Here is a 23824-nt window from a genome sequence, read left to right as displayed (position 1 = left end):
TTTTAAACATTAAGTTAGTCATTATTTAAAAAATAATAATTCAACTCTTTGAACAATGATTATTGTCGCCTGATAGATATTATTTAATAAGGTGCTGGTTGCATATAATGTGGAGATTATATCTATATTCTGCTATAAAAAGCGTGCATAAGTGAGTTTTTCACTAATTAAGTTGATGATAAATATATCTAAATGAACTGTTGTGATATTTTTATATCACAACAGTTTAAAGCGGGCACTGAAGCGATAATGTTATGGAACAAAAAGAGAAGAATCTTAGAATTTATCTAACTCATAAATATCACACTTATTTTTACCCGTTTTTTTTGCATGATAAAGCGCTTTATCAGCAAAATTGATCAGTTCTTCAGCGGTATTCTCCGGTGAAGGTATATAATTTACTAACCCTAAACTTATGGTGACAAAACGGCTACAGCTTGAAAGTTTATTTTCAACTTCAAGTGATTCTATATTTTTAATTAACACGTTTGCCATTGTTATGCTTTGGTCGAGAGATATTGAAGGGATAATTATTGCAAATTCTTCTCCTCCATATCGGGCAACAAAATCACCAGGCCTTCTAAAGGTTTTATTTATCGTTGAAGCAACGGCCTTTAAGCATTCATCGCCGGCACAATGTCCATATGTATCGTTAAATTGTTTGAAAAATCAATGTCAGCAATCATCAAGGTAAGGTGTTCTTTATTTCTAGTCGCACGAAGCATTTCATTAGCTAAAGTTGTATCAAAAGCGCGTCTATTAGAAATATCGGTTAAACCGTCTATTAAAGACATTTTCAATAACTTCTTATTTGCTTCTTGTAGTGCTTGGGTTTTTTTATTGACCAATGATTCTAAGTTTGTTTGATACTGTAAAAGTAACTCATTGTCTTTTTTCCTCTGCGTAATATCTATAAAATTAACCACGACACCAGTAATTTCGTTATTTTCAATAATAGCATTGGCGAAATATTCAATAGGAAAAAATGAACCATCAGCTCGGATAAAATATTCATCATCGCCGTGACGAGGCATGCCATCTTTAAGCGTTGAAAAAATAGGACAATCTCGCTGATGGTATTCACTGCCATTTGGTCTGTGGTGATGAACAAGTGAGTGATTTGAGCTTTGTTGCATTTCTTTTAAGGTAAGATTAACCATTTTGGCCGCGGCATTATTAACAAAAACGGTTTTTCCAGTAACATCTAAGCCATATATGCCTTCACCAGCATGAGTTAAAATTAACTCTAAACGAAGTTGAAGCTTTGATAGGGTTTCTGTACAAGGGGCTATTTATTTCATGAGATATATTTTCCTCTTAGAAAATGAAGTATAGGAAACATATACGCTAAAGCTAATGTTTTTGTTAAAGAAAATAGAATAATAAAAGATAACGTAACTAATAAGCCAAGCTGATATTCACAGAGTGAAAATATATTTTTCATGCTGTCTTTGTTAATAAAACGTCCTAAAGTCATCCAATAAAACCACACTATTTAAATATACAGTTTTGCGGTTTTTAATTATGAAAGTTATACCCGTTTATATCGAAGCAGGGATCTCTGGTTTCGAATCACCTGCCGCAGAATATAAATAACTAGGTTTATCGTTAGAGCAGCTCCTTATAGACCATGGAATAAGGAGGGCTGTTTGGAAAGAAACTAATGTGGATAAAAGTACACTAAATAGACATTTATATTAAAAATATTGTTTATCTTTATTGTACCTTTATTACATCTTTTTTATATCCACTTACTTGTGCGGGCCTAAAATTATGAGATTATGTATTGCATTAGATAACCTAACGGATTAATTAAATTAAGGTTTATTATATATAGCTAATATCCCATCAGTGAGTCGTCTATTTAAACGAGACAAAATATAGATCAAGTAAAATAAGTAATAGGGCTTTACCAGTGTTTTATTAAGAGGGGTGGTTCAAATCCGTTCTGGGTTTACAAATAAAATTGGGTAGTCTTCGTTGGTTTAAAAATAAAAATAAAAATAAGGATATAGGATTAATGAATAAAATACTTGGACTGCTATGGACTCTCTCCCTGCTTATCACTTTTTATCTTGGTTATAGTTATAAATCTCAGTCATCCGAGCTAACGTCTTCTAACCGTTCTATATTGACCGAAAATGCATTACTCGTAGATAATGAAAACATAAAAAATACGGTTGTAACATCTTCTAAAAAGCAGACCCCTCACAATAATAATACTTTTAAAGTGGCGGTCGTCAGCATGAATGAAACATTAGATGAGATTAAATCAATACTTGGTAATGGTATGGATATGGCGAGTATTGCAAAAGCTTATAACCTGATTAATACCTTTAGCAAACAAGAATTAGAACAAGCTTTGGCGCAGTTGGAAAATACGGCTAATGATAAAGAAAATCTATCGCTATTATCCATATTGTTAAGTAAATATGCTGAAGAGAACGTGCAAGCGTCATTGGCCTACATAGAAGAACACCTTACCTCGAAAAAATCAAAAGAGTCGGTAACATTAAGTGTTATTCGAACCTGGACGAAAAAAGATGCGCTTGCCGCGTATTACTGGTTTATTAATCAAAATGGATCTAAAGGTATCGTTGCTAATAACTCAAATGTACTAAATCCTATCTTCGCGCAATTAACTAAACAGGATTTTCAGAGTGCGTTCGATAGGCTTATCGAACTTTCTCATAATTCAAGGAGTACATACAGTGCTGTTACAGGCATGACAAAGGTTTTTACTACAAAAGCTGAGTTTTCGGAGCTGATGGAAAGAACAAATGAATTGGCAGACAGAAGACTCAAAGATAATGTTGTTCATTCATGGGTTACACGCGATCCACAAGAAGCCATTGAATGGATTGAGACCGTTGAAGACAGTGAGGAAAGATCAAAGTTACAAGAAAAAGTATTAAGAAGCTGGATAAGATCTGAACCAACGGCGGCGGCCAACTGGTATCTAGATAAGGCGGAACCAAAAGTAAAACAACGTTATGCCGACAATATAATTGTTAAATGGAGCAGGGAGGATCCAGAAACAGCATTGAATTGGCTTAATCAACAAACGGAAATTGATCAGGGACAATCGACCATAAAGCTGCTCCAATCTTCGGTTTATGGTAATACGGACTTTGTCATCAATAATCTCCACTTAGTAAGCAATGACAAAGACATGTTGAATATTTCTAACAGTATTCATCGAAGTCTTGCTCGCAATAATCCGAAAAAAGCAGCAGAGTTTGTTGAGCAATCTACCGTAAAAGAAGCATTACAGAAGAATATCAACAGATATCGAAAGTATAAGGCGAAGAGGGACAAAGGTTAATACCTACTATTAGTTATAATAGCCCTTAAATGTGGTTAGCTGGTAGCTATGCTCTATGAATTGATCAACTTTGAAAAGCCGCTTTGAAAAAACGGAGTAAATTAATATTGAACTCACTAGGCTTGATACAGCAATCAACCTGATCTTTATGCTTAGCTTGACTAAGATCTAGCTCTTCCATTGCGATGGCTTGATTAAGTCGAGTGTTATAAAATACTCGAATACAAGGTTGTAAAGGCTGACTTGTATTTAAGCGGCTTATCAGGCCAAGTTTACCACTGGTAAGTTTGACTAAAGTACCTATTGGGTAGATACCAAGGCAGTTAACAAATTGTTCAACCAAGGTATTATCATAACTATTCGGTGCATCATTCATTAAAATTTTAAAGGCTTTGATAGGATGCATACCAGCCTTATAAACTCGCTCTGCCGTCATAGCATCGTAACTATCCACTATGGCTATCATACGGCCATACTGAGTGATTTTTTGCTCATTTAACTGATTAGGATAACCTTTACCATCAAGACGTTCATGATGTTGCTGTACTACTTCCAACACGAGTTCAGGTAAGTCAGGGCTTTCTTTGAGCACTTGCATGCCTAAGTCGACATGGCTTTTCATCACATCATACTCTTGTGGTGTCAGCTTCCCTGGTTTGTGTAATATTTCAGGCGGGACTAATACTTTACCGATATCATGCAAAAAAGCACCAAGGGCTAGTTGTTCAATAATTTCACGGTCAAAGGCTAAATGCTTAGCAAATAAAGCCATTAAGATGGAAACATTGAGCGAATGTTCTACTAAGTACTCATCTTTAATACGTAGGCGTGTCATGCAAGATAATGCATCTTTATTTCGAAATATTGAGTCGACAATGGCATCGGTAGATTCTTTTGCTTCTAATACATTAATCGTTTTGTGTTCGGTAAGGTTGTTAAGGATCTTATGCTGTAAACTTTTTGCATCATCATAGAGTTTACTGGCTTTGTTCATTTCTTGATCTAATGAAATCCCATTACCCGTTTTTTTCGACTTGGCTGGCGTTATTTTTTCTTTAACTTCTGGCAGGATTTTATCAATTTTTTCTACTTGTTTTTGTCTACTGGGATCTACGGTTAAGTGAGTAATACCTGCTTTAATCAGCTTTTGGATACTTTCTTTAGAACTTATATAACCTTCAGACTTTACACTGACCGCCTTACCTTTGGTTCGAACAGACAAAACATACATACCAGGCTCAAGTTGATCGACTGTTATTTTTTGCGCAGTGGACTCGGGGTTATTTGTCATAAGATATTGCTCAAATGTTAGTCCTTAAGAAAAATAAACGATAAAACATAGTACATGCATTTAATAATCATAGTTGAAGTAACTGACATGTCACCTTTCTATTGGCTTTTGAACAGATAGCCGTTATAGGCAAATATTTTTATTCTTTCGAATTTGTTAGAAATAGTCTGACTGCATAATCACAAATCTCATCAATTTTACTGTTATCAGTATATATACCATCAATGAATAGCTTAGCTATGCCATGTACTGTGCCCCATAAGACTTGGGATACCCGCAAGGCATTATCATCGACATTAAACAGCCCTTGTTTTTGCCATTCTTGAGTCATAGCTACTTGAAATTGAAAGCAAGGATAGGCTGAATCACGCAGTTCAAGCGTGCTACTTTCATCTTTCCATATTGTACGGCCGAACATTAACTCATAAAGTTCAGGGTTGTTGTTAGCAAATTGAATATAATCATGGATAAAGCGATAAAAACGTTCTTTTACTGACAGTTTTTCAAGTTTAGAGCCACATTTGTTGATTTGGTGTAGTTGCTCAAACCCCTTTTCGGCTATACCACAAAGCAGGGCGTTTTTATCTTTGAAGTGATGGTAAGGGGCTGTTCTAGAAACGCCGACACGTGAAGCAAGTTTACGTAAGGAAACTTCTTTTAGACCACTTTCTTGTAACATTTCAGTCGCCACTACCAGCAGCGTTTCGCGTAGATCACCGTGGTGATACTTTGATTTTTCTTCAATATTTTTCATAACAGGCAATTTAGCAATAAACACTCGAACAAGCAATCTTGACAGTGTCATATTCAAGGTGTATCTTTTGTTTACGCTAACTTGACAGTGTCAACTTGAGCTTGGGGTGTGTGATCCTAATTTGGCCAATAAATTAATCAGTGCGGAATAACCTCATTTTTTAACATAAGCAGTGAAAGTATTGAAATTTCACTGCGCAATATAAAGAGAGAAAACCATGTCTAAGCAAAAATTTTCAAAGTTGTTTGAACCACTTGATCTTGGTTTTACTACGCTTAAAAACCGAATTCTAATGGGCTCAATGCACACAGGTTTAGAAGAACACCCCGATGGAACCAAACGTATGGCTGCCTTTTTTGGTGAACGTGCCAAAGGAGGTTGTGGGCTTATTGTAACGGGCGGTTATGGTCCAACTAAACGTGGTGCTACTCACCCTGATACTAAGTTGATTGAAACAGCAGCAGACATTGCCAAACACAGAGCGATTACAGACGAAGTACATAAGTATGACAGTAAAATTTGTATGCAAATACTGCATACAGGTCGTTATGCCTTTAATCATAAACCCATTGCACCATCGGCCATTCAAGCGCCAATTAATCCATTTAAACCAGAAGCGGCTACCGCTGAAATGCTAGAAGACGAACTGCAAGGATTCATTAATCTGGCACTAAAAGCAAAAGAAGCAAATTACGATGGTGTTGAAGTAATGGGGTCTGAAGGCTACTTTATTAATCAATTTACTGCTTTAAGAACCAATCAACGTGATGATGAATGGGGCGGCGCTTATGAGAACCGGATAAAATTTGGTGTTGATGTGGTTCGTCGTATCCGTGCAGCCGTTGGCGAACAATTTATCATTATATTCCGCTTGTCTATGATGGATCTTGTTGAAGGTGGCAGTACTTTTGAAGAAGTCGTTCAGTTTGGTCAAGCGATTGAAAAGGCTGGAGCCACAATTATCAATACCGGTATTGGCTGGCATGAAGCGCGTATACCTACTATTCAAACCAAGGTGCCGCGTGCTGCTTTTACTTGGGTAACAGCCAAGTATAAGGAACATTTTAGTATCCCAGTGATCACGTCCAATCGAATTAATACCCCTGAAGTGGCTGAAGAAGTATTACAAAATGGCGATGCCGATATGATTTCAATGGCGCGTCCTTTTTTAGCTGATGCTGAATTTGTTAATAAAGCGGCAGAAGGTCGTAGCGATGAAATTAATACATGTATTGGTTGTAATCAAGCTTGTTTAGACCATGTGTTCTTAGGGAAAATGGCCAGTTGTTTAGTTAACCCTCGTGCTTGTTTTGAAACAGAAATAAATATTATTCCAACAAAGCTCGTGAAAAAAATTGCAGTAGTGGGTGCAGGACCGGCAGGTTTGTCTGCCTCTACAGCGCTTGCTGAAGCAGGTCACGAGGTAACACTTTTTGATGGGGCAAATGAAGTCGGTGGGCAGTTTAATATAGCCAAGCAAGTACCAGGTAAAGAAGAATTCTCTGAAACAATTCGTTATTTTTCTCGCCAACTTGAGTTAACGGGTGTAACCGTTAAATTAAACACTAAAGTAACTGCTACAGAGCTAAATGAGAGTGATTTTGATGAAGTCGTGATAGCTACGGGAATCAATCCGCGTACACCACCTATTGAAGGTATTGAGCACAAAAAAGTTTTGAACTACATTGATGTGCTTCGACATAAAAAGCCGGTAGGCAAAAAAGTAGCGGTAATTGGTGCGGGTGGTATCGGATTTGATGTCTCTGAATATTTAGTACATTCAGGCGAATCGACAAGTCAAAATATTGAAGCGTATATGAAAGAGTGGGGTGTTGATATGACACTGCAAGCACGCGCAGGTATTGAAGGGGTCAAAGCACAAGTATCAGCACCCGCACGTGAAGTGTTTTTACTACAGCGTAAAGAGACTAAAGTAGGCGCTGACTTGGGTAAAACTACTGGTTGGATCCATCGTATGGGTCTTAAAAACAAGCAAGTAAAAATGGTTTCTTCTTGTCAGTACCACAAAATTGACGATGCAGGTTTACATTTAAGCATCGCAGGAGAAAAACAGATACTCGATGTTGATAATATCATTATTTGTGCCGGCCAAGACCCTGCTAGAGAATTAGTGGCAGGTTTGAATAAGCCATACCATTTAATTGGTGGTGCAGATGTGGCGGCAGAGCTTGATGCTAAGCGTGCAATTAAACAAGGTCTGGTTTTAGCAACTCAACTGTAGATTGTCTTGCGTGTTATAAAGTTATTGATGAGACTGAGACAAGGTTAGCATTGGATGCCATTGGAGGTGGCGAAGTCGTCAGTGATATACTTACCGCTCTATTCAATGCTAAACGGTCCGAAGATATTACCAACAAGTGACTAATATCTTCGTTCCTGCTCCTATGACTTACGTTTAAAACTTGGTCTACAAATTTAATGTCATGGTTGAATCTATTTCTATTGCAACATCTAGCGCCTGCAACATTTCTTTTCGCTCTCTTAATTTAGTGCCGTGATGTGCGGTCATATTGAGCGTAAGCATTTGCTTAGCAGCCGCTATTGCTGTCGCCATCAATTGTTCAGGTTGAACAACAGTATCGAGAAATCCGGCCGCTATTGCTGTTTCAGGGCTGAATAATTCAGCATTAATCACTGAGCGTGTTAAATAATTAATAGGTACGCGATTACGCGCTAATTCGATACCTGCTTGGTGCATAGTCATGCCAATAGCGACTTCATTTAATCCTAACTTAAATGCACCTGTGCTTCCTATACGAAAATCGCAACTGAGCAATAAAAAGGCACCTTTAGCAATAGCGTGACCACTACAAGCCGCAATTATAGGGAATGGGAATGACAACATACGACGAGTCAATGTCGATCCAGCGGTAACCAGAGCAACAGCTGAAGCGGAGCTTTCTTTCATAGTTTTTAGATCATAACCACCTGAAAACATACCTTGCTGACCTGTTATAATTACCACGGCTCCAGCTGTTTCTGCTTGATCTAATGCGCTATTTATTTCTGTTATTACTTGAGACGAAATAGCATTAACCTTGCCATTTTTTAACGTAATTACTGCAATTTTTTCATTTATCGAAAAATCGATTAATTTCATGGTTATTCCTAAGGGTTATTTTATGGTTATGCGTAAGCTTTATAAGCTATTACAGCAGCGAATTTAATGTGGTTTTATCCGTAACTTGCTGCTGTTTGGTAAGCGCAACGTTGTTGCATAGAGGCAAGATAAGCGTTGGTCTTTATTCTGTTTTGCAGTAAGCCAAGATTATCAGCAATTTCTAATATTATTGTCATCATAATATCTGCCGCACTAAAATTATCACCTGAAAAATAGCAGCGTTCATTTAATGTACTTTCGATATACGATAAGTCGAGTTGTATTTCTTTAGCGATGTAGCCATCCAATGGCTTTGTCCCATCACGATCTTCCATAGACATCAGTAATGTTGTAATCACAGGTAAACTTAACGAGCCTTCTGCAAAGTGCAACCACTCTAAGTATTGATAATATTCATGACTGTTAGTTGCGGGTCTTAATGTATCAGCTGTTGTTTGATTAAGGATATATTCCATTACCGCGCCAGACTCACATAAGGTGATCTCACCATCAACAATAATAGGGGCTTTAGCCAAAGGGTGAATCAACTTCAAACTCTCTGGCGCTAAATTACTGATTGGATCACGTTGATGTTCTACTATGTTATACGGTATTTTAAGTTCTTCTAATAACCAAATAACGCGTTTCGATCTTGATTTATTAAGATGATGAATAGTAATCATAATATTTTTACCTTTTATATACTGTAATTTCCTTATTATAAAATAAAAACAGACAATTAAAACGATTGTTTTATTATTGTGTTTTTACTGGCATTTATTGGTGTTACTATTTCGTTCACAAATGCACTGAATTTGAAGACGACTAACTCAATAGTCTTATCTTTTATCCAGACAAGCATAAATCATCAGCTAATTTACACTGACAATTTTAAATTGATAAAATTGTCATCTGAGTAGAGTTTTAATAGGCTCTCAATAGATTCTTAAATAGGTAGTAATATGTTTAACAGTACAGAGAATTACATTGCATCAGACGATCTTCGTTTAGCCGTTAATGCCGCGATCACACTAGAAAAACCGTTGTTAATTAAAGGTGAGCCAGGTACAGGTAAAACACAATTGGCTGAAGAATTGGCCAAATCACTCAACTGTAAGTTGTACCAATGGCACATTAAATCGACCACGAAGGCGCAACAAGGTTTATACGAATATGATGCGGTATCACGATTGCGTGACAGCCAGTTGGGTGATGAACGTGTCAACGATATCGGTAACTATATTGTTAAAGGTAAGTTATGGCAGGCGTTCGAAGAAGATCAACGACCTATATTACTGATTGATGAAATTGATAAAGCGGATATAGAATTCCCTAACGATTTGTTGCAAGAGCTTGATAAAATGGAGTTTTTTGTATATGAAACTCAGCAGGTGATCAAAGCAAAACAACGACCAATTATTATTATTACCTCAAATAATGAGAAAGAATTACCAGATGCGTTTTTACGACGCTGTTTTTTCCACTACATCAAATTTCCAACAAAAGTTGAAATGCAAAAAATTATAGATGTTCACCATCCTGATGTTAAACAACAGCTATTAACGCAAGCATTAGAAGTATTTTTTGAGTTAAGAGAATTAAAGGGCATTAAGAAAAAGCCTTCAACGTCTGAATTAATTGATTGGTTGAAACTGTTAATGGCTGATGATATCTCTCAAGACGTATTAATGGATAATAAATCAGATGTTATTCCACTATTTGGCGCCTTATTGAAAAATGAGCAAGACGTTACATTACTGGAAAAGCTCGCCTTTATGAGCCGAAGAAACAGGTGATATAGCCGTGTTTATTGATTTTTTTCTAGCATTAAGAAAGCACAAGGTGCCGTGTAGCTTGCGCGAGCTCTTAGATTTAATCGCACTTTTGAAAAAGGGTGTGATTTTTGCGGATGTAGATGACTTTTATAACCTTGCTAAAATAGTGATGGTTAAAGATGAAGTTCACTACGACAAGTATGATCGTGCCTTTGCTGAATATTTTAAAGGTATTGAACAGATTGATATTTTTGACCGACTGTTACCTGAAGATTGGTTAAGAAAGGAGTTTGAAAAGAACTTAAGCCTTGAAGAAAAAGAAAAGCTCAAGTCGTTAGGTGGCCTTGAAGAATTAATGAAGGCGTTAAAAGAGCGCCTCGAAGAACAGAAAAAACGCCATGCTGGCGGAAGTAAATGGGTCGGCACAGGTGGGACATCTCCCTTTGGTGCTTATGGCTATAATCCGGAAGGTATTAGAGTAGGGCAGGATAAAAACCGAAATAATAGCGCAGTAAAAGTGTGGGATAAGCGTGAGTTTAAAAACTTTGACCAAGACCGAGAATTGGGTTCGAGAAATATAAAACTGGCGTTGAAAAAATTAAGAAAATTTGCCCGTACCGGTGCTAGTGAAAAACTTGATATCAATACCACAATAAGTTCAACGGCGAAAAATGGCGGCTTGTTAGACGTACATATGGAGCCAGAACGTCATAACGCAGTAAAAGTATTAATGTTCTTTGATATTGGTGGCTCTATGGATGAATATATTCATACCTGCGAAGAGTTATTTTCAGCAGCGCACAGTGAATTTAAGCATTTAGAATTCTTTTATTTTCATAACTGTGTCTACGAAAAAGTGTGGCGAGACAATGAAAGACGTTACACCGAAACCATTGATATAGAAGAAATCATAAGAACCTTTGGCTCTGATTATAAAGTAATATTTGTTGGTGATGCCACCATGGGACCCTACGAAATAATTGCGCCAGGCGGAAGTGTTGAGCACTGGAATGAAAAACCAGGCAGTGACTATATGAATAGAATAACCAGTCATTTTACTAAAGTTGCTTGGTTAAACCCACAACCTGAGCCGCAATGGTCATATTATCATTCTATATCACTGATCAATCAGTTGATTGACAGCAAAATGTTTCCGCTAACGGTTGATGGTATAGGGCGAGCAATAAAAGAAATCAGCTAAGCCAAATATTGCAACAATCGAACAGTGTAAGGCAATTGAAATTTATAAATTAACCAGTGTATGGGAAGGAATATGAGATATTTTAGTATTATCTGCGTTGTCTTACTTATCAGTGCTTGTTCGAATAATGATTGGCGTACAGCGAGTAGACAGCCTGCAGGTATTGCAACGGCGCCAAGTGAAGACAACAGAGCAATTATTGAATTTTATGCGGCGAATGCTTTTAGTTGGCGTGGCTGGTTTGCTGTTCACCCTTGGATCGCAATTAAAGCAGAGAAAGCGACTGAATATAGTGTTTATGAGGTTATAGGCTGGCAAGTAAAACGTGGGTTACCTGCAATTAGGCAATATCAAACCCTTACACCAGATAGATACTGGTATGGCTCAAAACCTGATTTATTACTTTCGATTAAAGGTGATAAAGCCTCATTACTCATTCCTAAGATTCAGCAGGCTATCGCTCTTTATCCTTGGATAAATGAGTACAGTGTTTTCCCAGGCCCTAATAGCAATACTTTTGTCGCTTGGATAGGCCTTCAAGTCCCTGAGCTTGAATTAGAGCTTCCCTTTAATGCCATTGGCAGTGGCTACGCGGATTAACTGTCGTTTGAGTAAAGCAGTGTGCCTGTTTGCGATGTTATATATAATTACGTCATAAACAGGCACAACAAAAATCGAAGACTGACAGTTTTTATACTTATTATTCTTACATAAAAATCATAAATATTTCGATTTTAATTCATTTTATAATGGCAACAATCGTCAAATACCTTTTCAAGTGAACCTCTACTTTTTTGTACGCGAAACTATAGTGCTGAGTAATATACCTCTTATCTACTCGTAATTGGACAATTACATCTGTGCTCCCAATTGCATAAGCTACGAGTAACTAAATCAATACTTCAGCTTCTAGCCAGAGACATTAGCTTTTGAGTTACTAACGGCAGTTCAGAGCCTATAGCTGCCCTTAATAATATTACCTTTAATACTTTTTTTGCTAGCATAACGAATTAGATGCAACGAGGGACAACTTTTCGACCTTATAGATGACATAAATTATTTCCTAAGAAGTTATCACTTTTATGTTGCTAGACATACTAATGAATAGGGTTCAGCTGCTTAATAACACTTAACACTATTCTTATTCCCCTGTATTTTTATATAAAATTCTCTTTATATGATTAGAATTACAAGTCGTATCTAAATACGTCTTTCCTTGAAAGAACTAGCACAGCAGGATCTTTACCTGTTTTTAACAATACCTGATTACCAAACTTCCTAGTTTTAGTTCTATCCTTGGCTACAAGCTGTGATGAAAGCCGCCATTGATTATTGTATTTGGCATAAACAAACACCGAGCCACTTTGCCATATAGGTGTTTTAGAGTCACCGTTAGTTGGCTCACCTACCACTAAGGTATTTTCATTTACTGCAACAGAGCTGCCAAATGAAGAGTTACTAGAATTTGGCGCTAATATTTCTGTTTGTTGCCATTCATTATTTTGTATCGAAAAAATATAAGCTTCACCTATTCGTTTATCTCCTCCATAACGGTTACCGATAACTAAGGTATCATTCCATATAGCTAAAGCATTTCCGAAGTATTCAAAGTTGTGTTTTTGATCTTTTCTTTCTAGATATTTATCAGGTTGTAATATCTGCGTTTGATGCCAAGATCCTTCTTCATTTTTGTAGATTGATACTTTCTCCCGTGAACTAACCGCAGCCCAGTCATTCGTCATAACAACTTGATCACACCTTGCGTTTATTCTCTTTTGTTGGATCCACTTAATACCTACCTTTTTAAAACTATATATTCCATCTTGAAAACTACAAATCAACGCTTGTTTATCGGTTATGGCAACTGATATGCCAAATCTTCGGTTAGAAATAGCATCTTCGGGGTTCAGAGTTGAGGCTAACTCCCAGGCGTTTCCATTACGATGGTAAATTTCAACATATCCAGCGTTATTGACCTTTTTTGCCTTTTCAAGGGCTTCTAATATACTGTGATGTTCAGAGTCGCTATATTCTGGAAAATCAGTTTTTAATTGTGTTCGCAATTCCCGAGGATTATTGAATAAAGGGATCCCTTTAACCGATAGGTAACCTCTGTCGAATAATTGTTCGATTACGGTATTGAGGTTTCTTTTTTTCGCAAACCAAGCATTGAAGTCAGACTCTCTCAGTGGCCCAATGGCCGATTTTTGAGAAAAATCTTTAATTGCGAATTGTTGACTGACATCAAATTGGTATTCTTCTCTTCTAATTTCAAATCTAAGGCCATCGGCAAACATGCGTTCTATAATATTTTCAGGTTGCTGTAGTCGGTTAGCTTGAAAGGGGGAAACTTCGATTAAAGAGTACTTATCATGAGAAGCTGCTTCTACCACTTTATTTTCTTCAGGTTCTTTAATTCCAAGGCTTGTTGAAGTAGCTGACACCCATCGCATGTCACCAGATAACTTTCCGCCATTCCCAAAGGAAAACTTCTCTGGGTTTTTAGGATTACGGTTTCCTGAGTACGGGGTTTTTGCTGTGGTGTGTAGCTTCCATTTACGGGTATTTTCACCCAGACTATAATTTGTTTTACTGTTGTTATAGTAGAAATAGGCGTTATAAGCGTTAACAGTTTTATCGTCGTCAAAAGTTTTATAGGAACTTCTTGGACTATAGGTGATATATATTTCTGAATTTTCCTTATTTGAAAAAACTAAATAACCATTTTTATCAAAGCCCTGGTGGGCATAATCACCATTAACATGAGGCAAGTCGAAATTATCGATGTGGAAAGCACTTTTCCCAAAAGAGGTTAGTATTTTAGCTGACTGAGCTGAGTCACCAATATTGTGATACAAATAAGAAAAATCAATTGCTGTTTCTGCGGACAGCCCATAAAAGTCTGTAAAGTAAGGGAGATAACTTTCTGCAACTTTGATCTTGTTAGATTTTATCCGTTTTTCAAAAATACCTAATGCCAGCTTCATAAATTTTGATTTTTCAATGGGCACTATATTTCCTGAGCCCACGCTAGCGATCATTTCATCCTGCTCTTGTGTTATAAAAGGAGCAATTGGATAGGTGTTGGCAATTAAGTATGGATATACTTTAGGGTATTCTAGAGCTACTTCAGCGAGTAATGATTTTCGTAATAAGGCTATATTTTCGTTTTTAAACGCTAATTTTGCAAAAGACTCCATAGGGATCACGTAGTGTTGAGGTTTTGATAAACCTCGAGGATCTTCCATAAGCTGAATACAGTGTGCTCGTATGAGATCTCGATAAGCATACGCTATTCGCTTTGCATGTTCTTTTGATTTATCTGAACGCCTCTCATCAAGAAGCAAGTCCAACTTAGTTTTATATTTTTTAACAAAGTACGCATCAGAAACTAAAGAATGTTTAAACATTTCCGAAGTGTTGGCCTCGTGTACGCGATCTATTGCATCGGCGGCGAGGAATATCAGGCGATCTCTTTGTTCAATATCTGGTGTAACGTTAATATACCAACCACCACGTCCTGTGATATTTTTCGGTTTGGTATTTTCTACTATCCAAGAATTAATCATTTGTCCCGCACTACAGCGAGCTATTTCTGTTTGACATAAACTGTGACTAAGAAATATTAGCGAGCGTAAATAGGAGTTATCTAAAAATGCGCTTGAGGAAAAGCCATCTACTGCGATTTCAAGGTTGGATCGCCTTCTTTTTTGAGACTCTAATCGTACTTCGTCATAGATATCAATTGATGGTAATCTTGTTTTATCCATAATATAAACATTGCTTGCCATGCGGGCAATGTCGGAATGAATGACGGCTTCAGCATTGTGTTTATCTGTTTGAAAAGAATTGCTCTGCCACCCTGGGGTATAATAAAAATATCTAAGCTTCTCAAATATTTGAATGGAAATATCAGGTGAGAAATTTTCAAGTTTCAATTTTTCTGGACGTAAAAATACCTGCTTTGCGTACACCGTTTCATTAAACCTAGGATGGTTATCTCCCAATAAATACTTATTTTTGTGGAGCATCAGGTTTATCTGCTCTGCTTGTTCTGGTGCTACAAGCGAATAAAATGCCGATGCACTAATATTTTTTCGTAATTTCATCCGTTGCCTGCTTAGCCATCTAAAAGCTATATCTGAAGCACCCTCGGCTTGACTAATTAAAACCTCTCTCGTCATTTTATCTGCTGAGTCAGTGTCACCTTCTGCACTCTTAATTTTAGCAAGGGCAAGTTTAGAGAATTGATTACCTGGATTGCTTGCGTAAGATTGTTCTATTAATAATTTGGCGGACGTAATTATTTTAGGATCTGTAGTCGTAGTAAAGCCATTAATATCAAACTCAGAAAAGTCTCTTTTTCCTGAAAGGAGTTTTTTTATTGAGCTTTGTCCTCGCACACCTATCGCTTCAATAAGTAGCCTCTTAGACTCTGCAATATTTTTATCGGTAATATCACTATTAACGTTAGGTAAAAAATCGACAATGGTTTCTTTAATTAATAGGAATGCTTGATCCCAGTTCTCGGCATTTAACACCACAAGCTCGCGACCTTGCTCTAATAGGTCAATATACAAATATATTGACAGTGCATGCTCCGCATTAGGACCATTTACTCTGTATTTACCATGAATTAAATAATTAGTATTTGCTCTTCTGGATTCTTGGGACTTATCAGGAAATTGAAACATTCTAAGATATTCTTCGAAAAACAGCGGAAACATTTGTGTTCTAGATAAAATTGAATACTTATTGTCAGTGACAAACTCTTCTATGAGTCGATCTGTAATAACTCTCCCTTGGTTTAATTGAGTGTCGTTGTCGCTAACATCAATAAAGTGACCAAATGCAATCTTTTTTAGAATTGAAGTGGTTTGGGATTTTTGTACTAGTTTGCTGTTTGCTAACCATTGATGGACAAGGATAGTCGACTGTTTAATAGTGTCTTGAATAGAGTTTATCGAGAAGTCGAAGCTAGAGGCTCCTATTACTTGTCCTGTACTATTCTTAATTAGTTTCAAGCTATAAGAGTCAACGCCTGCTGACGAAAACAAGGAGCCAATCAATGTGAACTCTGAAAGAGGTAACTTTGTCAGTTCTGCTTGAGCTGTACCTTGTAGTTGGTTTGCTAAAATAAGTGATTTTTCATCAAAAAGAGCAGAAACAAGAGAACGATCTAGTAATTCTAATTTATCACTTTGAGCTAATTCAATCATCAGTAACGAACTGACAAGCTCGGCTTTATTCTCACCATCGTTGTTTGATTGACTATATTGAGCATAGCCAAATGTATGTAAAGCTATGCTTGGAGTTTCGTTAACGTCCTGCTTGGGTGCTACTTTGTTTTTACCGCCGCCCATATCGGGAGCTATTGCCGCCTCCAAGTTAGGTAATGGAGGCGTTTCAATATTTATTTTGTCAACCGATACATTTTTTTCAGTTTGGCTTGGTACGTTACCAAAATAATATGAGTAGGCAAGTGTTAGCCTTTGATGCACATCAACGCCACGATCTTGAAGAATAACCACGAAAACAAAAGCAATGATTACAAAAAAAGATAACGATCTAGCCAGTGGTGATTTTCCTATATGACGCTCTTTGTTGAGTTTATCCCTAAGTGACTCCGGTTGCTCCATTTTTATAAACCAGATAATTTAGGTAACATGCGCATCGCAATCTTCGCTGATGCTGTTGCAAGAGCTTTTTTTGAGGCAATCATTTCACTTAAATCAACTTCAAGTTCTGTTTGTCTGTCAACAAAGAGTATTTTGTTAGTTTTTCGATCAATAGCTTTGACTTCAAGCCTTGCTTTTACGCCAACAATATTCCCTTTACGTGTTGCAACCTCGGTAAAACCTTCCCCTACAATCAAAATATCGGATTTTTTAGCCTCAAGTGAATTTTTCTCGAATACATCAAAGCCAACTTTCGAAGAATAAAACATCATTTCAATTTCTGCCGCAGGGTCAATTGAAGCCTTATTAATATGGTGCTCCTTAATATTAATGGCTAAGCTTGGAAGGTTGGTAGTATTAACTTGTTTTTTTAATCTGGCTAAGTCGTCACTTCTACTTGTTGGCTTCGCTACCAATATTCCCGCGTTGGATTTGATTGTGCTCGCAATTTGAACGGATAGACTTTCTGCCAATGTAATAAGACTGTCGTCAACCTTACCCTTAACTGATGCACCTAAAACCCTACTCGTTTCAGTACCAATGATCTTGGAGACTATCATTAAATTGTCTCCTATTTCAAATACGGTGCCAGTAACAATTATTTTTGCGCCAGTTAACTGACCAATCTGATTAGCTTGTTGACTATTTACCATACCAGATAAATTAAGGGTGGCTTCATCTACGAGTTTATCCAGCTCTTCTCGGTCAACTAAAGTAATGTTTGGATCTACAACTAAGGAAGCAAAAATAACGTTACTAATCTTTTCTCCAATATCATTTAGGTTGCGCCCCTTTTCAACAAAGTTAAAAATGGCAGCAGGATAAACAGCGTTATCTTCAGTGGCGATGCTTGCATGGGAAACTAACGTTAAGATAAACGATGTAAATAGTAGGGCCATTTTTTTCATTTTTTATTCCTTTAATAATCTATTTTTTATATTTTTTGACTGGTTACTGGCGTAATTGAGTAGTTGACCAAAAATAATTTGTTTGATGGGATCTCTGTCTAATTGATCAATAAAGGGCAACATACAAATAATAAGTTTCCCTTGTGATTGATGATAATTCAAATGAAACCAATCCCAGCCCTCATGTTTAGACTCGACAACTTGGGCAGACACTTCTTGACGGTTGCTATTCAATATAATGTGATTGCTTTTTATACCACTATCAGTATCCCATTGATAGTTTTGGATATAATTAGGAATTACAGTTTCATTCGATAAAAATATACTTGGGGAACTAGCGCCTAAACCTGATGCAAGTTTAGACAATGGCAATGTTGCAGAAGCAGGTTGCAAAATAAGTAATTGATGCCCTTTATGAGCTAGTTCGATTAATACTGTCGGGAGACCTCTGTAATGGTTAATATCTACACCAACGCCTATAACAATAAAGCCTTTATCGGAGAAATTTATTAGTTTTGATCTAGATAATGTACTGTAAGGAATCTTTAATTTATCAAAGATGTTACTTGTTTGCCCTACAGGGTCGAATAACTGAATATTGAGTTTTTGATAAAAACTTTGTTTATGTAGAAATATATTTTCTCCATAAATATCCAGATCAAACTCATAATGCTCTTTGATCGTCGAGTCGGTACTGTAAACAGCGTCGATAATTAACTGAGCTTTTACCTTTACTCCTGATTTAACCGGCGGGGTTCTCAAAGGTAAATAGGCTTTCACGTTTTTTCTGGTATTTAGTCTAATAGACTTTACTCCGCTAGATAAAGTCCGCCCCAGTGAAGTTAGCTTCCAAGATATATCAATAAGTGAGTTTGGTTTAGCGGTCAACGTAATCGAGTAAGGGCTATTATCACTAGCAAATATGGCCCTGCCGTTATTTACAATATTCACTGTAAATGCTTGCGCTAGTGTGGGTATGAGAAATAAGAGTAGAGTGAATACTATCGTTAATAGAGAGCCTTGTTTGTTCATGCGTTTTCCCTAACTCATTTTTATTTTTATTAGCTGCGATTAAGTATATCAATAAAAAACTATACTCTAAGGCAGTTTAATGGGTACGTTTAAAGCGATCAGATGCACCACTTTGTTCTACTTCCATGTCAGTTTAAACACTATACATTATTATCGGTTTTATAGTCAGCTAACTTAGCGACCCACTTCCTTGGGTCAAAATATTGTGCTTGTATGTCGTGTAAGCATGTCGGAGTAAAATATTTGGCTAGCTATTAGCTTTTACTTGGTCATAAAGCTAATTAGAACTTGATTTTTAAAGGCTAATATCGGCGATTAGCGAACAGAAATCATAATATAATCATTGATTATAATGTTAACTTTACCATGGAAGAGCTGCCATTTTGATTTAAAGTCTTTATGACTGTTTTGGCTTAGTTGCTTGTCATAATAAAGGTAGGTTTACACCTTCTGAACACTGTAAACAGCCCAAGAAATTATTGATGTTAATGACTGCAATGTCGGATCACTTGTCGCTAGATAAGCCAAGGCTAACGTCCGGTTTCGTATCCAAGTTAACATAAACAGGGCTAATTTTGAGGAGTAATTTAGGTCAGAAATGTGGAAAAAGTGACGGTTAGCTCTAACTCGTTAAGGGGCACATTGCGCCTTAGACTTTTCTCACTAAACTTTTCTGCTACTTATTTTTATTTACTATCTATATGCTCAAATGAAATCATGAATACAGATAAGGTCGTGGCCAATATCACTCGAGCACTACAGAGTTTTTTTGAAATCCATTTGGACGCTTATTAAACAAAGCAATTAAAGCTTAGTAATAGAGGAAAAAATAAAATGCTTTTGAGAAAGGCAGGGGGTAGCTTTAATTTTATCTCTTGAACTTTATATTTCATAAGATGCTTAGCTGTGCATTTTTTGTCTAGCAAGTGAGTATATAGCCAAGTGACTTCAAAATGCTCGTTTCAGGGCGCCTGAGCGATTCATGATCAAGGCGTGTAGTTCATTAATGTTTATTCCCTTAATGAACTACATAACGATGAATGCGATTTGCTCCGAGGTCCCAGAATGGCTGATTTAGAAACGCTTTATCCATCGTTATTGATAATAACGCTACACGGATGGTGTTAATAGAGAATACAGGAGCATATTCTCCTGAATAACTATTATCTTCAAAGTGCCTCGCCTAAAGGCGTTTCTAATTCCAGCTGAATCCTGAGGTAGCTTGGGTATAAATAGAGTTATTTATTATAGCAGTAAATAGTAAATAGTATGGCAATGTTGTTTTATGATTAACTTTCAACGTGTTGATGAATTAAAGAAATAACTACTTTGCGACTAAGCAAAAAGATTAATTAACGTTAAAACTGGTTGATTCTCGCTTAACAAGCCTAGGAATATGTTTACAGCTTATGTCACTGTTGTTCATTGGCTGTTTTGAGATTAATTCAATGCCAATGTTGGCTGCCTGCATGGCCATCTGTTCAATAGGGTAATTCAGTGTACTTAGTTTTGGCCTTGAATATCTTGACAGTAATACATCATCAAAACCGAGTACTGAAATATCAGAGGGTACTTTAAAACCATTATCTTCTAAGGTAGAAATGGCGCCTATTGCCATGGCGTCGTTATAAACAAACAGTGCCGAAAAACTTTTTCCTGAAGCGAGTAGTTTTTGCGTGGCTATTTCACCCCCTTGAAGCGTAGGCTCACCGTATTCAATCAGATCGTCTTCAATATTAGTGCCCGCTGATTGGAGCTCACTTTGAAAGCCTTGCAGCCTGAGTAGTGGGTCGTCTATTTGGTGTTTACTGGAAACACAGGCAAAGCTTTTATGCGCTAATGCTAATAAATGACGTGCAGCTATTTTACCCCCCTCAAGATTATCTAACCAAACACAGCGTGGCGCGATTGCTTCAATATAGCGGTCAATGAGTACTAAGCCCGGCACTTTATTCGCTAATTCAATCAAGGCTTGATCGGATAGTTTTTTACTATGCACTACCATCACATCACATCGCCTTTCAATTAATAAATTGATGGCCTGCATTTCTGTTTCAGCACTGACCATGGCAGTACTTAATAATAATTGCCTGTTTTTTTGTCGAGCGACTTGCTCAACGCCATGCGCTAAAGAGGCGAAAAAAGGGTCTATTAAGTTGGGTATAACGACGCCCAGCGTAGTGCTTTTCTGGGTAACTAAAGCGCGGGCATTGGCATTCGGGGTGTAGTTTAGCTCTTTCATTACTCTTGATACTTTTTCAATAGTCGCTTTACTAACTTTGGGGCCGTTATTTAGTACACGTGAAACAGATGCTACTGAAACGCCGGCGATACGAGCTACGTCTTTTATTGTTGTCATAAGGGTAAATGATTACATTATTGCTTACTACTTGAGAGTGATGGCAATATACACTAATTATGGGCTTATCATCAAGTCAGCTTTAATTATAAACAAGTACTTGTACAATCAAGGGTAAACGTTTACCCTTTGTCGGTGTTTTCAATAATTGGACTTAAAATATTATGACTATCGAGTTTGATCCGACAGAACACCCGCATCGAAGATATAACCCTTTAATTGAAGAATGGGTACTGGTTTCACCTCATCGCGCCAAACGACCTTGGCAAGGTCAAGTTGAAAAACTTGATGAGCAAGAAAAGCCAGACTATGACAAAGACTGTTTTTTATGTGCAGGCAATACCCGCATCAATGGTGAGAAAAATGAAGATTATAAAGAAACCTTTGTCTTCACGAATGATTTTGCCGCAATAAAACAAGATACACCGATTGTAGTCAGTGATGATCCCCTTTTTAGAATGGCCACAGAGCAAGGTGAGAGTAGAGTTATCTGTTTCTCACCAGACCATAGTAAATCATTACCACAGCTTTCAATAAAAGAAATTACCAGTGTTGTTGATACATGGCAGAGCCAATGCGAGGAATTAGGGAAAACGTATTCATGGGTTCAGATTTTTGAAAATAAAGGCAGTGTTATGGGCTGCTCTAACCCACACCCGCATGGTCAGATTTGGGCGCAGCAACAATTACCAACCCTTGTTATGAAAAAGCAGCAAGCGCAGTTGAATTACTTAGCGAAGCAGGGCAGTAATTTGTTGCAAGATTATGTTGTCAGAGAAGTCGAAAATAAAGAACGTATCGTAGTCTCCAATGATGACTGGCTCGTTGTTGTGCCATATTGGGCGGCATGGCCGTTTGAAACCTTATTATTGCCACGTTTTAGTGTGTCTCGTATCACGCAATTGACGGATGAACAAAAACTATCGCTCGCCGATATGCTTAAGCAACTTACTATCAAATATGACAATTTATTCAATTGCTCATTCCCTTATTCAATGGGTTGGCACGGCGCACCTTTCGATGGTGAGCATCATGATGAATGGACATTACACGCCAGCTTCTTCCCGCCACTATTGAGGTCTGCCACAATTCGTAAATTTATGGTTGGTTATGAAATGATGGCAGAAGCGCAACGAGACCTAACTGCAGAGCAAGCGGCAAAGCGACTCCGTGACTTGCCAACAACTCACTATAAGGAGAGTAACTAATGAGTTTTCCTGTTTCAGATCAACAAGGCTATGAACAACAAGTACTTGTTAAAATCTTGTTTGAACAACAGTTTAAGCGTTCAGCATCGTTAGTTTGTCATGCTCCAGGCCGAGTCAACATCATTGGTGATCATACCGATTACAATGACGGTTTTGTGCTTCCTGCAGCGATTAATTACGGTACCACTATTGCGGCATCAAAACGTGAAGATCTGATAGTAAAAGTATACGCTCATGATTGTGAACAACAAATTAATGAGTTTAGTCTTGATGACATTACTTTTGATGAAGAAATGATGTGGAGTAATTATGTAAAAGGAACATTACAAGCGTTAATGAAAAAGCACCCTAGCATTAAAGGCGCCAATTTAGCGGTTACCGGTAATGTTCCACAAGGAGCAGGATTAAGCTCTTCAGCCAGTTTTGAAATTGCTATTTTAAAAGCATTTAGCCAACTTTACCAATTAGAGTTAACAGGTATTGATGCCGCGCTAATTGGCCAACAAGCAGAAAATGATTTTGTAGGCTGTAATTGCGGCATCATGGATCAATTGATTTCAGCTATGGGGCAACAAGGTCATGCCATGCTGTTAGATTGCAAAAGTTTATCTTTTGAAGACGCCCCTATTCCTGATGATTTAACGCTATTTATTATCAATTCAAATGTTAAGCGTGGTTTGGTTGATAGTGAGTACAATTTAAGACGTGAACAATGCGAAGCGGTAGCAAAATATTTTGGAAAATCAGCGCTGCGCGAAGTGACTTTAGCGCAATTAAATTTTGCAAAAGAACAACTAGAGCCAGAGCTATTTAAACGTGCTCGTCATGTAATTACTGAAAACACCCGTGCCGTAAATGCATTAAATGCTCTTAAAAACAATGATATGGTAACAATTAGTGCGGCAATGAAGGCATCTCATCTTTCGTTACGTGATGACTTTGAAGTCACAACCAAGGAAATGGATGGCTTGGTTAATATGATTGATAATGTCTTAGGTGAAAAGGGCGGCGTTCGAATGACGGGTGGCGGCTTTGGTGGTTGCGTTGTTGCTTTAGTACCTTTGGAACTCGTTGCACAGGTAGAGTCTGTTGTGAACAACAACTATGAAAATAAATTTGGTTTAAAACCGAGTATCTATCACTGTACGGCGACACAAGGTGCATTTAGATAA

At 37.3% G+C, this 23824-nt stretch carries 15 protein-coding genes and 3 pseudogenes; 8 read left to right on the top strand and 10 right to left on the bottom strand.

The window, feature by feature from the left end; genetic code table 11:
• Positions 1–276 precede the first annotated feature (276 nt).
• Together CXF85_RS23455 and CXF85_RS23450 are read right to left on the bottom strand one after the other, a co-directional pair.
• Positions 277–794, bottom strand: a pseudogene (locus tag CXF85_RS23455) (GGDEF domain-containing protein).
• A 99-nt stretch (positions 795–893) separates the two neighbouring features.
• Positions 894–1241 (bottom strand): annotated as a pseudogene (locus tag CXF85_RS23450) (PAS domain-containing protein); the annotation flags it as partial.
• 283 nt (positions 1242–1524) lie between these two features.
• On the opposite strand from CXF85_RS23450, the pseudogene CXF85_RS23255 reads away from it, so the two are divergent.
• Positions 1525–1593, top strand: a pseudogene (locus CXF85_RS23255) (S24 family peptidase); the annotation flags it as partial.
• A gap of 427 nt (positions 1594–2020) precedes the next feature.
• Positions 2021–3325 (top strand): hypothetical protein, encoded by a 1305-nt coding sequence (locus CXF85_RS22655; RefSeq protein ID WP_101230912.1) that lies wholly within the window; start codon positions 2021–2023, stop codon positions 3323–3325.
• Positions 3326–3389: 64 nt separating this feature from the next.
• Here the strand turns inward: CXF85_RS22655 and CXF85_RS22650 are convergent, their stop codons facing one another.
• Positions 3390–4616, bottom strand: coding sequence for an HD-GYP domain-containing protein (locus CXF85_RS22650; RefSeq protein ID WP_101230911.1), 1227 nt, complete (start codon positions 4614–4616; stop codon positions 3390–3392).
• A 139-nt stretch (positions 4617–4755) separates the two neighbouring features.
• Positions 4756–5370, bottom strand: a complete 615-nt coding sequence (locus CXF85_RS22645; RefSeq protein ID WP_101230946.1) for a TetR/AcrR family transcriptional regulator — start codon at positions 5368–5370, stop codon at positions 4756–4758.
• A 217-nt stretch (positions 5371–5587) separates the two neighbouring features.
• Here CXF85_RS22645 and CXF85_RS22640 point away from each other — a divergent pair, with 217 nt between their 5' ends.
• Positions 5588–7612, top strand: a complete 2025-nt coding sequence (locus CXF85_RS22640; RefSeq protein WP_101230910.1) for an NADPH-dependent 2,4-dienoyl-CoA reductase — start codon at positions 5588–5590, stop codon at positions 7610–7612.
• Between the two features lie 186 nt (positions 7613–7798).
• Here CXF85_RS22640 and CXF85_RS22635 read toward each other — a convergent pair whose 3' ends face one another.
• A complete protein-coding gene (locus CXF85_RS22635) occupies positions 7799–8491 on the bottom strand; it encodes a crotonase/enoyl-CoA hydratase family protein (RefSeq protein WP_101230909.1) in 693 nt (230 codons plus the stop codon).
• Positions 8492–8565: 74 nt separating this feature from the next.
• Positions 8566–9174 carry a glutathione S-transferase family protein gene (locus CXF85_RS22630; RefSeq protein ID WP_101230908.1) on the bottom strand — a complete coding sequence of 203 codons (609 nt, stop codon included), beginning with the start codon at positions 9172–9174 and terminating at the stop codon, positions 8566–8568.
• 279 nt (positions 9175–9453) lie between these two features.
• Between CXF85_RS22630 and CXF85_RS22625 the strand changes: the two genes are divergently transcribed.
• The 3 genes from CXF85_RS22625 (at position 9454) to CXF85_RS22615 (ending at position 12067) form a co-directional block, all read left to right on the top strand.
• Entirely contained in the window at positions 9454–10287 is an 834-nt protein-coding gene (locus CXF85_RS22625; protein WP_101230907.1) for an AAA family ATPase, read from the top strand.
• 7 nt (positions 10288–10294) lie between these two features.
• Positions 10295–11467 carry a vWA domain-containing protein gene (locus tag CXF85_RS22620; protein ID WP_101230906.1) on the top strand — a complete coding sequence of 391 codons (1173 nt, stop codon included), beginning with the start codon at positions 10295–10297 and terminating at the stop codon, positions 11465–11467.
• 72 nt (positions 11468–11539) lie between these two features.
• On the top strand, positions 11540–12067 hold the full coding sequence (locus CXF85_RS22615) for a DUF3750 domain-containing protein (protein ID WP_101230905.1): 528 nt from the start codon (positions 11540–11542) through the stop codon (positions 12065–12067).
• Positions 12068–12654: 587 nt separating this feature from the next.
• Here the strand turns inward: CXF85_RS22615 and CXF85_RS22610 are convergent.
• The 4 genes from CXF85_RS22610 to CXF85_RS22595 form a co-directional block, all read right to left on the bottom strand.
• Positions 12655–17106, bottom strand: coding sequence for an FG-GAP repeat protein (locus CXF85_RS22610; protein WP_101230904.1), 4452 nt, complete (start codon positions 17104–17106; stop codon positions 12655–12657).
• A gap of 2 nt (positions 17107–17108) precedes the next feature.
• A complete protein-coding gene (locus CXF85_RS22605; RefSeq protein ID WP_101230903.1) occupies positions 17109–18053 on the bottom strand; it encodes a CsgG/HfaB family protein in 945 nt (314 codons plus the stop codon).
• Between the two features lie 3 nt (positions 18054–18056).
• The gene (locus tag CXF85_RS22600) at positions 18057–19004 is read right to left on the bottom strand and encodes a hypothetical protein (protein WP_232771311.1); all 948 of its coding nucleotides are present in this window, start codon (positions 19002–19004) and stop codon (positions 18057–18059) included.
• Between the two features lie 1429 nt (positions 19005–20433).
• Complete coding sequence (locus CXF85_RS22595) at positions 20434–21444, bottom strand: LacI family DNA-binding transcriptional regulator (RefSeq protein ID WP_101230901.1); 1011 nt, start codon at positions 21442–21444, stop codon at positions 20434–20436.
• A 164-nt stretch (positions 21445–21608) separates the two neighbouring features.
• Here CXF85_RS22595 and CXF85_RS22590 point away from each other — a divergent pair, with 164 nt between their 5' ends.
• Entirely contained in the window at positions 21609–22652 is a 1044-nt protein-coding gene (locus CXF85_RS22590) for a UDP-glucose--hexose-1-phosphate uridylyltransferase (protein ID WP_101230900.1), read from the top strand.
• Complete coding sequence (galK, locus tag CXF85_RS22585; RefSeq protein ID WP_101230899.1) at positions 22652–23824, top strand: galactokinase; 1173 nt, start codon at positions 22652–22654, stop codon at positions 23822–23824. The genes CXF85_RS22590 and galK overlap by 1 nt, the downstream gene beginning before the upstream one ends.

It is taken from the genome of Colwellia sp. 75C3 (assembly GCF_002836255.1).
Lineage (GTDB): Bacteria > Pseudomonadota > Gammaproteobacteria > Enterobacterales > Alteromonadaceae > Colwellia.
Note: the sequence above shows the minus strand (reverse complement) of the source record. Positions and strands in the feature narration are given on the sequence as shown.